This is a genomic window from Paraburkholderia oxyphila NBRC 105797, assembly GCF_000685075.1.
GTDB classification, from domain to species: Bacteria; Pseudomonadota; Gammaproteobacteria; order Burkholderiales; family Burkholderiaceae; genus Paraburkholderia; species Paraburkholderia oxyphila.
On sequence record NZ_BAYD01000065.1, the window covers coordinates 43,305 to 56,390 of the forward strand.

At 58.9% G+C, this 13,086-nt stretch carries 10 protein-coding genes and 1 pseudogene; 7 read left to right on the plus strand and 4 right to left on the minus strand.

Annotated elements, in window-relative coordinates; translation table 11 throughout:
- The first annotated feature begins 131 nt into the window (after positions 1–131).
- Positions 132–1,067: a fatty acid desaturase family protein gene (locus BO1_RS31900; protein ID WP_028221022.1), complete on the plus strand. Its 936-nt coding sequence runs from the start codon at positions 132–134 to the stop codon at positions 1,065–1,067.
- Entirely contained in the window at positions 1,060–2,427 is a 1,368-nt protein-coding gene (locus BO1_RS53635; protein WP_052409680.1) for an SLC5/6 family protein, read from the plus strand. Before BO1_RS31900 ends, BO1_RS53635 begins: the two co-directional genes overlap by 8 nt.
- Here BO1_RS53635 and BO1_RS58190 read toward each other — a convergent pair.
- Positions 2,333–3,265: an HTH-type transcriptional regulator ArgP gene (locus BO1_RS58190; protein WP_084688329.1), complete on the minus strand. Its 933-nt coding sequence runs from the start codon at positions 3,263–3,265 to the stop codon at positions 2,333–2,335. The genes BO1_RS53635 and BO1_RS58190 overlap by 95 nt on opposite strands.
- Positions 3,266–4,422: 1,157 nt before the next feature.
- Between BO1_RS58190 and BO1_RS31920 the strand changes: the two genes are divergently transcribed.
- The 5 genes from BO1_RS31920 (at position 4,423) to lhpI (ending at position 10,183) form a co-directional block, all read left to right on the plus strand.
- The gene (locus tag BO1_RS31920) at positions 4,423–5,316 is read left to right on the plus strand and encodes a LysR substrate-binding domain-containing protein (protein WP_028221025.1); all 894 of its coding nucleotides are present in this window, start codon (positions 4,423–4,425) and stop codon (positions 5,314–5,316) included.
- A gap of 207 nt (positions 5,317–5,523) precedes the next feature.
- The gene (locus BO1_RS31925) at positions 5,524–6,828 is read left to right on the plus strand and encodes an MFS transporter (RefSeq protein ID WP_028221026.1); all 1,305 of its coding nucleotides are present in this window, start codon (positions 5,524–5,526) and stop codon (positions 6,826–6,828) included.
- 5 nt (positions 6,829–6,833) lie between these two features.
- Positions 6,834–8,090, plus strand: a complete 1,257-nt coding sequence (locus BO1_RS31930; protein WP_028221027.1) for a metal-dependent hydrolase family protein — start codon at positions 6,834–6,836, stop codon at positions 8,088–8,090.
- A gap of 96 nt (positions 8,091–8,186) precedes the next feature.
- Positions 8,187–9,194, plus strand: coding sequence for a trans-3-hydroxy-L-proline dehydratase (gene lhpH / locus BO1_RS31935; RefSeq protein WP_028221028.1), 1,008 nt, complete (start codon positions 8,187–8,189; stop codon positions 9,192–9,194).
- 41 nt (positions 9,195–9,235) lie between these two features.
- Positions 9,236–10,183, plus strand: coding sequence for a bifunctional Delta(1)-pyrroline-2-carboxylate/Delta(1)-piperideine-2-carboxylate reductase (gene lhpI / locus BO1_RS31940; protein ID WP_028221029.1), 948 nt, complete (start codon positions 9,236–9,238; stop codon positions 10,181–10,183).
- 22 nt (positions 10,184–10,205) lie between these two features.
- Here lhpI and BO1_RS53640 read toward each other — a convergent pair.
- From BO1_RS53640 to BO1_RS53645, 3 genes and pseudogenes are all read right to left on the minus strand, one after another.
- A pseudogene (locus BO1_RS53640) lies at positions 10,206–10,791 on the minus strand (helix-turn-helix domain-containing protein); the annotation flags it as partial.
- Positions 10,792–11,139: 348 nt separating this feature from the next.
- Positions 11,140–11,772 (minus strand): GTP cyclohydrolase I FolE, encoded by a 633-nt coding sequence (gene folE, locus BO1_RS31950; protein ID WP_028221031.1) that lies wholly within the window; start codon positions 11,770–11,772, stop codon positions 11,140–11,142.
- Positions 11,773–12,053: 281 nt separating this feature from the next.
- Positions 12,054–12,473 (minus strand): hypothetical protein, encoded by a 420-nt coding sequence (locus tag BO1_RS53645; protein WP_052409681.1) that lies wholly within the window; start codon positions 12,471–12,473, stop codon positions 12,054–12,056.
- Positions 12,474–13,086: the final 613 nt, after the last annotated feature.

Genomic DNA, 13,086 nt, shown 5'->3' on the forward strand with positions numbered 1-13,086 from the left:
TAGCAGTTTTGATTGCCCCTTCCGTTATGCCGCTGACTTCCTATGATCCGGTCATCGCTTCTAATTTGTCTCACGAACGGAACTCAGAGTCCGAACCATCGGGGCATACATCCCATCGGAAGGAGAATGCGATGTGGTCACCCCAAACAGCGTCGGTTATTGCCGATCAAGCGATTTTACAATCTGCCTTAGGAGAGAACTTTCCGGCTGTAACTGCGAGTACATGGCGGTCAGTCAGAGATATCGTGCTTGACTGGGGCATCATCTGTCTGGCCGTCTGGGCAACCTACCGAATCGGTGGCTGGACTGCGCCGCTCTCCATTATTTTTATCGGAAACCGGCAGAGAGCGCTTGGCAATTTGCTACATGAAGCCAGTCATCAAAACCTAAGTCCCTGGCGCCATCTCAACGACGCGCTCGCCTGGATTCTGCTGGCAGCGCCCCTCTTCAACAGCTTGGCCTTTTACCGCCGTCAACATGCAATGCATCATGCCTGGCTTGGCGATTCTGTCCATGACCCGGATTTCATTGCTTGTCCCGTCAAGGACGGTGACCGCTGGCTCGATGTTTATGCTCGCGTGGTCTTTGACTATCCGGTTTGGGAGGGCTCGCTCCTCGGGCACTTGACTGGTTGGCGCCTCGCTTGGCGCCAATGGTCCGCTATCGTGTTTTGGTGGATCTTGTTTGAAACCTTAATCGCAATATTATTAGGTGTGCATATGGCGTGGCTATGCTTCGTACTCTGGATAGCCGCCAAAGGCACCATCTTTCACGCCATCACAACCTTCCGTGAGATGACGGATCACTATGGCCTGAAACCGGGCGGGATCTTTCAATACACAAGGGAGATCCCCACTCACGGATTGCTGTCTGTTCTGCTCCATCCACATCATAACGGGTACCACCTCACACACCATTTATTCCCGCATATTCCGTACCACCACCTACCTCGCGCACACGCTCATTTGATACGGGACTCTAAGTTCAGCCAACGCGCAATAATTTGCCAGGCGTACTTCAACGGTACACATACCGGCGTCGATGGATGGGGAGCGAATCATGCCTGAACGCTCACTGAATACGAGGCAGGTCGCAAGCATGCTGGCATCCACGAGTTGCGGCATCGGCTTTCTCTTGGGAACGGGCGAGCTTGCCTTATACCAAGGGATGGTGGGCTGCGTTTACGCCCTCGCCAGCGCACTGGGACTCGCCATACTCGCAGTATGCTCATCCGCGCTATGGAACGCAGGTCGATCCATCTGGGGTTTGTTCGGTCAACTCTACGGCCCTTCGGTTAGTCACAGCGCAGCGCTGTTGTCTCTCATCTGGATGACAGGTGCGCTTGGTGCGCAAATCCGTGGAGGATCGGCGATACTCGCCCTCTCGGGCCTGCCCGAGACTGTCGCGCTCCCGTTGATCGCCAGCATCCTGATAGGCTTATCCCTCGTCCGGCTCTCATGGCTTTCAGCGGGGTTAGCCATCTGCATGTTGGGTTGCGGTACCATGCTCGTCAGCGCATTGCTCGAAACCGGGGGAATTGGTGTCTGGTTGCACGCCCCGATGCTCTTTGCCGATGCAATGCGACAAACTTCGCTTGGCCGTGTCGGCATCACTGTGACGTCTGTCGTTGCGATGGTAATCTGCGGTGCCGACTACCAGCAGTTTGTCATTGCAGCGGATAAACCGAGCGCAGCTCGTACGGGATGCCTCGTCGCAGCCGGATTTGTGTTCATCATCGGCTTTCTGCCCGCCTCCGCTGTCATCGCCGCCCGATCGTTCTGGCATCTAAACGAGGTGAGTGACCCCGCAGAGGTCGTTCCGATACTGCTCATGCGCAGTCTGTCGGACAGTATGGCCTCGAACGTTGTCATCGCGTTATTGAGTGCCGCGACCCTCGGTGCGGGGTGCGCGATCCTGCGCGCCATGTCAGAAGTAGTCGCCGCAATTGGGCCCCAATCCGTTCGGCGGCCCATCTCATCACGCATCTTGCCCGTCGTCCTCAGTTTGCTCGTGGCAGCGCGTGGGCAAAGTCTTGTCGACATGATGGTCGACCTCAACATGGTCTATCTCGCGGCAGTCGGACCGCTGCTTGTTCTCAGGCTGCTGCGCTTGCGTGTATGCGACATCGCGGCAAACACATCGATGGCGGCGGGATGCGGAATAGCACTGAGCTGTTACTTGTTACGCTGGATGGGCGTGATCTCGCTACCGTCAGGGGCCACCACACTTCTCTCGTTACTTATTGCGCTTGTGCTTGCAATTGCGCGCCACAACCACACCGTCTCGCCATATCGCGACTCCGAACATCCGAAACGCTCGCTATGGCTGACGCTCATGTCCCAGCGGCGCTTTCTTCTCCCTTACCAGGTACCACAGGGGACAACTGAACCAGACTCCGTCGAGCGTGATACATCACGATTTCGCTGACCGCCCGCGCGTTGGGCGGCGCTGCCTCCCAATGATGCCAATACAGATCGACGAGTATCTTGCGGCGCGGCGCCAAGGCAACCAGATCGCCCGAGTCCTTCAGCGCCTGAACCTGCATGGACGGCACGAGACCATAACCGACCCCCGCCTGAATGGCTGCGAGCAAAGCTGTGGGCGATGGAAAATAATGCGTGGCATAGCCGCTCACGGGGAAACCCAGCAAACGCTCCAAGAACAGAGCGTGAAGGCCGTCCTTGCGGTTGAATAGAACGGCCGGCACGGCCAGGATATCGTGCAAACCCAGCCCCTGAGCAAAGTGGGTCTGCGCAAATGCCGGATGGGCGACGCATTCATATTCCATAGCGCCGATGGGCTCAGCTACGAATCCAATCGGCGCAGCACTATCCGTCGAGACACATCCCATCGCTTCCCCCCTGGACAAGATGGGCAGCGTGTGATCCTGGTCGTCGACAATGAGTTCAAGCACGAACTCTTCCTTTGCAATAGCACATGCGACAGGCTCGAACCAGGTTGCCAGCGAATCGGCATTGACCGCGATGGCAACCCGCGTACGTTGGCTCGCCTCCGGCTTGATTTGTTTCAACGTGTCGGATTCGAGCGTCCGAAGCAACTGGATATGCCGCAGAAGCGCTTCACCCGCCGGGGTAGGTACAGCCCCATCTCGCACTAGCAAGGGTGTCCCGAGAGATTCCTCCAGCGCGTTTATTCGCTGGGATACCGCGCCGCGGGTGATGTTCAATGCGCTAGCTGCCCGGCCGAAATGCCGCAACTCTACGACTGCGGCTAATGTTTCCAGCTGCTGACGGTCGAAGCCCATACAACCTCCCGCGCAAGCGTTACTCACCTTAACGCAATCGCCTGGTAGCCAACATTCATTCTGCCACCGGCCAAGCCATTCTATAGACAAATGCGCCAATTGCTTTTCAAGCGTGCATGGGACATGGTCAGCGAGGCGCTGCGTATGCGGAATGAATGTAAAAACGCCACGAATGGCGACGTCGCTGCCGCCCCGACGAACACGGGTATGCGAGGAGAGTCGCGACTTTAGCCACCGTCAAGGTGGCGCCAAGCTATCGGTTGGCATGGAAAAAGTGCCGATAAATCGGCATAGGGGCGGTCAGGCAATCTGACCGATCCCCTTCTACACCACCCGGCATTCGGGTCCGCACCGGGCGGTTCGAGCAGTTGAGGTTATAGGAGCCGAGGTATGCCGAGGCGGTCGAAGTAGGCGATCGGCATGGCTCGGTTCAGCAACAGGCGGCTGCTACGCCAACCAACTACGACTGTTCGCGCACAGCCGCTGTGCGTCGACTTCCGACGCACCCAGTCCCAACATCGCCCGGTAACCCAGCCTACGTAAAGCAACATTCACCGTATTCTCGCTCAGCGGTCGTGCACTGGTTCTGACACTCGGAAAGGGATACCAATTTTGCCGAACGCCAGCCTCCACCTCAATCGTGCCAGGAGAGAAACCGGCACATGGCGGAATACGCTCTGCGCGGTGCGACCAAACCGTTGGGAGGCGCCGCATTCCAGTTCATACGCTACGTGCCCCGTCGCTCTAACCCGGCCTCCCGACCATCGGTCAGATCGAGGCCGAACTGCGTCCCGATCCTCCGGATGCCCCAGCATAGTATTCATTCGCCCGCGTCTTGCGCCGGTTATCCTGCGCACTACGAGACGGGCGACATTTGCACAGTTGGTACTCCTGGACCGATTCATCCGACGGCTTTGCAACTAACGTTGTCACGTCTCGCTGTCCTGTCGAGTCGATGCCACTGGCCCTCTGGTATCCCGCCAACGAAGACGTCCCTTCACTTCGATAGTCGATAGCCTGCCTATGTCGCAAATAGACGATACTTGACACCGGAGTTCTTGAAGTGACGCAATCTCCCGACAGACACTGACTGTAGCCGCCTTTCGACATCGCAATGCCAGGTTCGTGACGATAACCGCAACTTTCTCATACGCGAAATGGGACTGACGCCTCTACCGCCGTTAGCATGCCTGCAAGCCTTCGAAGCCAGTGCCCGCTATCTTAGTTTCACGCGGGCAGGCAAAGAACTTCACCTTTCGCCCAGTGCGGTTAGCCGACAAATATCACAACTCGAAGAATTCCTCGGGAGGCGACTGTTTGTCAGGGAGCACAACGCTCTACGCCTCACTCCCGCTGGCGAAACCTATGCGGTTGACGTCAGGCGCATACTTGAAATGTGTGTCAGTTCAACCACCAGCCTGATGGCGCGTGTCGTCAAATCCAGGCTGACGGTGTCATGTACTGCAGGCATTTCCGCGTTCTGGCTGGCACCGCGCATCGGCGACTTTCTCGCACGTCATACGGATATCGATCTACGCATCATCGTTCGAGACCATTTCGGCGTGGTTTCGCCTGCGGAATACGATGTCGGCATCTTCTACCTGCGCAACGCCGAGTTCCCAGGCACGGATGTGCAGAAGCTGTTCGACGAAAGAGTGCACGCTGTCTGTGCGCCCGGCTATCTCGGAGGACGCAGCGTCGAACCTCTGGAACTCCTGTCCCACACCCTTCTTGTCCTCGAGGACGCCGAGCGCAGCTGGATGTCGTGGCACAGCTGGTTCGAAAGGAACGGTGTGCCTCGTGTCTCGCCCGCATCGACAATCATCGTCAACAGTTATCCCTTGCTGGTCGAACTTGCGGTCTTCGGCAAAGGCATTGCGCTCGGCTGGGAGCGTGTCATCGATCCGCTGCTGGATAGCGGCGCACTCGTGAGGGCGTCGCACGGCAGCGCGACGATGGGTGGCTCATACTACCTGACGTGGCCCTCCGAGCGAGCCGAAAGTTCGGCGGCACGACGTTTTCGTGCGTGGGTCGTCGAGCAAATGAACTGACGTATTGCCCCCTTCCTGTCGCTCGACAGTCCTGCTCGCGGTCTGCGGCGTTCTGCATGCAAATTTCGCAAACGCCTTTGCAGAACTATCGTTGTCGTTCCGACGCGCCAAAAATTACATTGATTCCTCATGGAGGCCCCGACGCGCGGGGCTGTCCGGTTCACGTCAACGGAACAAGTAGGCAGGGTCTCGGATAAAGGGGAAATCATGTCATCTGGTGCATCTCAAGCCGTAATGGCCGCTGTGCCGCGCACCTCCAGTACGGTCACACGCCGCCGCGCGATCTTTGCAACCGTCATCGGCAGCGGCCTCGAATGGTTCGACTTTTCGGGCTACGCCTTCTTTGCAGCCATCATCGGCAAACTCTTCTTTCCGGCTGGCAATGAGACAACCTCGTTGCTGCTCGCGCTTGCGACCTTCGGCGTAGGTTTCGTCGTGAGACCGCTGGGTGGCATCGTATTCGGCATCTACGCCGATCGCGTCGGGCGCAAAAAAGCCCTCTCGCTGGCAATGCTTGTCATGGCGACCGGCTCCGCCCTCATCGCCTTCGCGCCAACGTATGAAGCCATCGGTATCGCCGCGCCTTGCCTGATCGTCCTCGCCCGCATGCTGCAAGGCATTTCGGCGGGCGGCGAGATGGGGGGAGCCACCGCGTTCCTGACAGAGCACGCGCCAGCCGGCAAGCGTGCCTATTATTCCAGCTGGATCCAGACCAGCATTGGCTTCGCCGTTGTCATCGGTAGTCTGGTCGGCACGCTGATCGTCTCCGCCATGCCGACCGAATCGCTGACGCAATGGGGCTGGCGAATCCCGTTTGTGATCGGCACGCTCGTGGCGCCCGTCGGCTACTTCATTCGCCTGAAGATCGACGAAACACCTGAATTCTCCACGGAAACAGTGCATGCGCAGAGTCCGCTTCGCGACGTGATTCGCGAGTATCCGCGCCAGGTGATCTCGAGCCTGCTGATGGTCGTGCTCTGGACGGTGTGCACCTACGTCATTTTGTTCTACGTGCCGACTTACGCCACACGCTCGCTGCACATGCCACAACAGCAGGGCTTCATCTCCGGCATTGTCAGCGGCTCGGTCCTCATGGCGATGGCGCCGATGTTTGGTGCCTTGTCCGACCGCATTGGCAAGCAACGCGTGCTGCGCGTGGCCGCTGTGGCAATCCTCGCACTGACCTACCCTTTGTTCGCCTGGCTGAACGACTCGCCGACTTTCGCGACGCTGCTTATCTTCCAGGTAACCTTCGGTATCCTTATCGCTGCTTACACGGGACCGATACTGGCGCTGTTCACCGAAATGTTCCCGAGCCGTGTGCGCACAACCGGCCTTTCGCTCGCCTATAACGGTGCCGTCACAATCTTCGGCGGTTTCGCGTCGTTCATCATTACCTGGCTCATCCAGCTCACGGGCGACCCGAAGTCCGCAGCCTGGTACATCCTCTTTGCCGCCGTGGTCAGTTTGATAGGCGCGATGTTGATGAAGCCCTATTCCACCCGAGGTTGATTTCCATGAGCAATTGCGTTCTCGAGAACGTCGATGTTTTCGATCCAGAAAGCCGCAAGCGCCGTAGCGGCGTCGACATTCTGATTCAGGACGGAGTCATCGCCGCAATCGGCACGATTGCGGCGGAGGCCGCTAATGGCGCAGTCCGGCTGCGACTCTCAGGACACACCGTCCTGCCCGGCTTCATCGATCTGCACGTGCACGTCGTGGCGTCGAACACGAATCTCGGCGCCAATGCGGCGCAGCCCAACTTTCTCGCCGCGCTACGCACGCTACCTATCCTGCGCGGCATGCTCAATCGTGGCTTCACCACGGTACGCGATGCCGGTGGTGCGGACTTCGGCATGTGCCAGGCCGTCAACACCGGTGTGGTCGCTGGTCCACGCATCCTCTCGTCCGGCAAGGCGCTTTCGCAGACCGGCGGTCACGGCGACTTCCGCCAACGTAGCGATCAGCTTGACGATGCATGCGGTTGCCTCGGCCGTCAGGGTGCCATTGCTCGAGTCGTTGACGGTGTGGACGCCATGCGATTAGCGGTGCGTGAGGAGATCCTGAAGGGCGCTGCGCAAATCAAGGTGATGGCGTCGGGGGGTGTCGCTTCTCCCAATGACCCGATTACCAACACGCAGTATTCGGAAGACGAGCTGCGTGCGGCCGTAGAGGAAGCTTCAGCCGCCGGCACCTATGTGATGGCGCATGCGTATACCGCACGAGCCATCCGCCGGGCAATCGACGCCGGTGTGAAATGCATCGAGCACGGCAATCTCGTCGATGAAGAGACGGCACGCCTGATGGTAGAGCGCGATGTGTCGATGGTGCCGACACTCGCAACGCTCGATCACTTGATGGAATACGGCCCGAAGCTGGGGTTTCCAGCCGCGTCGCTTGCGAAAATCGACGCGGCACGCTCGGTGGGACGCGAGGCGCTGGCGATGCTGGCGAATGTGGGCGTGCGAATCGGCTTTGGCTCGGACATGCTCGGCGAGTTGCACCAGCATCAGTCAGACGAGTTCCTTGCACGCGCAAAGGTCGTCGGCAATGAGGCGGCGATCTGTTCCGCGACATCGGTGGCCGCTGAAATCATCAACGAGCAAGGCAGACGCGGCACCGTGGCCGTTGGTGCCGTTGCGGATCTGGTCATTGTCGAAGGCGACCCGCTGCGGGATATTTCGTTGTTGCTTGGCCAGGGCGAGCACATTCCCGTTGTCTTGAAGGGCGGGACGCTCGTCAAGCGCGATGGCCGGCTCTGCGAATCTGCGTAGCGCTGTTCCGGCCGCCTGGCGGCAAGGCGGCCGACGTCTCTCTCACGCTTGTTTCGCGCCTTTGCGGCGCCCTCTTCACATCTCCTGGTGAGCACCATGCAAATTAGTCGGACCGTCAGTACTGTGGAAATGCACACGGGCGGCGAGCCGTTCCGTATCGTCACGTCCGGCCTTCCGCGCCTGCCCGGCGACACGATCGTCGCGCGTCGTGCGTGGCTGGCCGACAACCTCGATGACGTGCGCCGCTTCCTGATGTGGGAGCCGCGCGGACACGCTGACATGTACGGTGGCTACCTCACGTCGCCGGTATCGCAGTCGGCGGATTTTGGCGTCATCTTTCTCCACAACGCGGGCTATAGCGACCACTGCGGCCACGGTGTCATTGCGCTCGCCACGGCGGCGGTCGAACTGGGCTGGGTCACGCGCACGTCACCGGAAACGCGCGTCGGCATCGACGCCCCCTGCGGCTTCGTCGAAGCCTTCGTCCAGTGGGACGGCACCCATGCGGGCGCGGTCCGCTTCATCAATGTGCCGTCGTTCATCTACCGCTGCAACGTGACCGTAGAAACACCAACTTTCGGTGCGGTGACCGGCGACATCGCCTTCGGCGGCGCGTTCTATTTCTACACTGACGGCGCACCGTTCGACCTTGCTATCCGCGAAGCCAACGTCCAGGCGCTCGAGTGCTTCGGTGCCGAGGTCAAGGCCGCGGCCAACGAAGCCGTAAAGGTCGTCCATCCGCATATTCCGGAAATCAATCACATTTACGGCACGATCATCCATGGCGCGCCGCGTTTCGAGGGTTCCACGCAGGCTAATTGCTGCATCTTCGCCGACCGCGAAGTGGACCGTTCGCCAACGGGTTCCGGTACGGCGGGCCGCGTGGCGCAGCTCTTCCTACGCGGCGAAATCGGCTTGGGCGAGCGCATCGTCAACGAGTCAATCGTGGGATCGGCTTTCGGCGCCAAGGTGCTCTCGCGCACGCGCGAAGGCGAGTTCGACGCCGTCATTCCCGAGGTCGAAGGCACTGCGCACCTGTGCGGCTTCGCCAACTGGGTCATCGACGAGCGCGATCCGATGAGGCACGGCTTCCTCGTGCGTTGAGCGCTCACGACACGGCAGTGCGACAAGGAGATCAGCGCAACATGAAGCATATCGACAAAGCCAGCGCGGAGCGCCTGCTGCCGTTTCCCGAACTGATTGCCGCGCTGCGCGAAGCGTTCTGCGCGGACATATCAGTGCCGCTGCGGCAGACGCTGAAACTCCCCGACGAAACGGCGCCGCTGGGCACTTCTCTGCTGATGCCCGCCTGGAATCGAAGCAGGTATTACGGCGTCAAGCTGGTGAACATATTCCCCGAAAACGCAAAGCAAGGGCTCCCGGGCCTTCATTCGGTCTATGTGCTTTTCGACGGCAGTACGGGCGTACCGTTGGCCACACTCGATGGCGACGTCATCACCTCCCGGCGTACGGCTGCGGCCACCGCTCTGGGCGTCTCGCTCCTTGCGAAGCCAGATGCGTCGCGCCTGCTGGTGGTCGGCGCGGGCCGCGTCGCCAGCCTCGTCGCTCCAGCCATAGCGAGCGTTCGAGAATTGTGTGAAGTCGAGGTGTGGAATCCGACACCTCCATCTGCTGCGCGATGCGCCGCGCAATGGAGGGAAATGGGCATACCCGCTATCCCCGTCAACGATTTGGAAAGCGCCGTTCGTCGCGCCGACATTGTCAGTTGCGCCACACTTGCCACCTCGCCGTTGATCAAGGCTGACTGGTTGCCGCCGGGGAGCCACCTCGATCTTATCGGAAGTTTCACCCCAACGATGACGGAAGCGGCGCCGGCATGCTTTGCCGACGCATTTGTATGGGTCGATACCAACGAGGCCACGCAGAAGTCCGGCGATATCCTGAATGCCGTTCGTGACGGTTACCTGAGCGTAGCGGATATCAAGGGGACCATGTTCGATCTGTGCCGAGGCACACGCGCGAACCGGTTTGCTTCGATGCAACGCACCGTATTCAAGGCCGTGGGCACGGCACTGGAAGACCTGGCGGCGGCGATCATGGTGTACGAACGCAGCATCGATCCGCCATGCTGACCGCTCAGCGAATTGCTTGGGCATTCAATGCGGCGAACAGGCTTGATAGCGGCAACATCCGGTCCTCGCGATCCAGCGCCTGGATGGCTGTCTTCTTGTCCAGGCAGAACACCACCGCATGCAGCGGCGGATTGAGCTACAGCCTGATCACATCGATGGCCTTGGCCTCAAAATCGGGATCGTTGGACACCATGTGGGTGTCGAGACGATGTGGCCGAAGGTCGTGCTTGCGCCAGGTACGTTGCACTGTCATGAAGGCCATGGCCAACTGTGCCGCCAGTTTGCGGCTGCTCCAGTGTGTCGAGCCGTCGGCCGGCTTACGTCGTAGCGTGTAGTCGAGCACTCTCGCTTCAAGACCCGCAAGGTCGGGTCGCGGCGCCCGGCCCGGATGTCTGCGGTACAAGCCGGCCAATTGCTCACTCGCAAAACGTGTTTGCCATTTGATGATGAAACGCGAATCGCAACGCAACTCGGCCATGATTCGTCGCACGCGATACACCTTCGTCGAGCAGCAGGATCTACCGCGCACGCTTCACTCGGGCGATGGCCCTCGTGCGGCTGCGCTGCATCGACATCGGTTCTTCGCGCTCGGTCTCACTCAGATTCATTTTGCCTATGCACTATTACCCGGGGGCGCACCGCGTCATGGCTTTGAATACAAACGCAACGACACCCCGAACGTCGACGAACGACCAGTGCGGTGTCGTAACCCGGCGGGTGCCGTCGGTCGGAGGGGTCGGGTTGTCATATTTCATGCTAACGAGCATCCTTGGCGATCGCGCCGCTCATCCAGTCGAGGATCTATGGGAGTTGTCGGCGCGTCTCGGCTGGAAACAAGGCCAGCATCGTACCTTTGCTGGATCTCGGGAGTTTCCGATCTTTCCGACTTTTCCTCGCAGGACGGACTATAGCGGGAGTAGCCCACCCGTTCGCCTGGAGGCCGTCTGTGGTCACCATCAACTGGCGACGGCACGCTGGAACTCTGCACGCACCTGCATGTCCTGCTCGAACTCACCCGTGTAGCATTGAGTGATTACCCGCTCATCACCGCGACGGTTTTCTCCCATCAGCAGGCATAACTGTTCGGTCTCGACAAGACACGCCGCACCGCGCGCCTGTCCATATGTCACCAGGGCATGGGCAATCTCGTTTGTAATCCATTCCTGATAGGTATACCGGTGGCTGATGGCGTCCACCATGCGCGTAATACGGCTAAAGCCGTGGAGACGACCGCCGGGCAGATACGCAACATGCGCGACACCCCGGAACGGTAGCAGATGATGCGGACAAACACCGTGCACAGCGATGTTGCGAATGACCACCATGTCCCGTCGTGCATCCTCGAATCCGTTGCCCAGCGCTTCAGCGAGGCCCACATCGTAGCCATCCAGCAGGCGTTTTTGCCACAGCTCCCGTACGCGCTGCGCAGTCCTGGATGTATGCACCGTATCCATATCAACCCCGCTCGCATCAAGCAGGCTTATTACGGCTGCCTCAAACCGTGCCGCGTCAAACGCACGTGCACGTCTTACGCCAATGCTACCCAGCCTTGTGCAAGCGTCGTGACAGTGATCATCCAACAAAGACATCGCATCTCCAGAGTACAGAGTAATTTACAGGGAAGAATTTCGAATCCGCTGCGCATTCTACGCATGATCCAAAAGAGGTTTGCTCACTAGAGAATGAAAGAGCGACTTCACCGTCCCGAGACTGCGGCGAAAGCCGCGTGTCTGCATCAATCTGCCAAGATGAAGTCGCGTACGTTCATCGACACCAGCGGGAGGGGAAGTCCCTTTGACTCTCCAAACACCTCACCACCAATTCTGATCTCGATTGCGCCGACATGTGATACACGCTCCGTGCCCTGCGCTTACGGCTCTACAAGAGATGATGCCATGACCTCCGTTGGCATATCACTTCGCAATACGTCCGGAATGAGACCCGCAAACCGGGGCTTGCTGATCTGCAAGGTATCATCGCCGCCGGCTGAGCAGCATGCGCGCTTTGATCCCATCCTACCAACCAGCTTCGCGACCGATACGCCGGGATTGCAAGCTGTCGCCAGTCGCTCGCGAGATTCCGGGGTAATTTGCAGCCTAGCTCCGATACCCGGCTTCTTCTCCGCTAACTGAGACAAGGTAATACTCATCAGATCCGAAATGAAGGGAGTCACTTTGAGGTCACCCTCGTTGCCGTCTATAACACCCGGCCCGAGCCGCATATCGCCCAGCACCTCCCTATAGGCCTTTAAAGCGATTCTCACTTCCGCAAACCCTGCATGCTCCACCATAAAAGACTTGAACAGGAGTCGATGCCACGCCGATACTCCAGTAGCGACTTATACGAGGTCGACTATAAGACCGAAAGCCTGATTGACTCCTTGGCTGCGATCTCGTTTAGGTATGCTTAATCGCACATCTTGAGCGATCTTCGATAAGATATTTCACTCAACTCACGTGACCTTTGACGGTAACACATGATGGTTCCGCGCCATATAGCCGCCCACAGCATCAACTCTTTAATAGATTTGGTAATACACACACGTCCGGCGGCCGCCTATACTCCATCGTGCACCTCGAAATGATCGATGTAGCGGCTAATCGCAACCGAAATCCCAATGGCCGAATTCTTCCGCCACGTCAACAATGGCACCGTGTTCATCAGTCGCAGCGATACGCCGAAAGGACCAGATTGCAGTCTATATGGTCGATCCCGCGGCAGTAACGATGCACTATTTCGGAATGGCCGGCTTGCCTCGCAGTTCCTCCAGGCGACGTTTCCGCTTGATATTCTAGCTAGCAGAGTGACAGTGCAAAATAGAAAACGACAGTACCAATGATTGCGCCGGCAAAGCAATACCCCTCTCCACGGACATCCGCGGCGTGCTTTCGGCCGCTCATTAG

Coding starts and splice junctions, on each gene's coding strand:
- BO1_RS31900 (WP_028221022.1), top strand. CDS start 132: ATGTGGTCACCCCAAACAGCGTCGGTTATTGCCGATCAAGCGATTTTA.
- BO1_RS31920 (WP_028221025.1), top strand. CDS start 4,423: ATGGGACTGACGCCTCTACCGCCGTTAGCATGCCTGCAAGCCTTCGAA.
- lhpH (WP_028221028.1), top strand. CDS start 8,187: ATGCAAATTAGTCGGACCGTCAGTACTGTGGAAATGCACACGGGCGGC.
- BO1_RS58190 (WP_084688329.1), bottom strand. CDS start 3,265: ATGGGCTTCGACCGTCAGCAGCTGGAAACATTAGCCGCAGTCGTAGAG.
- BO1_RS53635 (WP_052409680.1), top strand. CDS start 1,060: ATGCCTGAACGCTCACTGAATACGAGGCAGGTCGCAAGCATGCTGGCA.
- folE (WP_028221031.1), bottom strand. CDS start 11,772: ATGTCTTTGTTGGATGATCACTGTCACGACGCTTGCACAAGGCTGGGT.
- BO1_RS31925 (WP_028221026.1), top strand. CDS start 5,524: ATGTCATCTGGTGCATCTCAAGCCGTAATGGCCGCTGTGCCGCGCACC.
- BO1_RS53645 (WP_052409681.1), bottom strand. CDS start 12,473: ATGGTGGAGCATGCAGGGTTTGCGGAAGTGAGAATCGCTTTAAAGGCC.
- BO1_RS31930 (WP_028221027.1), top strand. CDS start 6,834: ATGAGCAATTGCGTTCTCGAGAACGTCGATGTTTTCGATCCAGAAAGC.
- lhpI (WP_028221029.1), top strand. CDS start 9,236: ATGAAGCATATCGACAAAGCCAGCGCGGAGCGCCTGCTGCCGTTTCCC.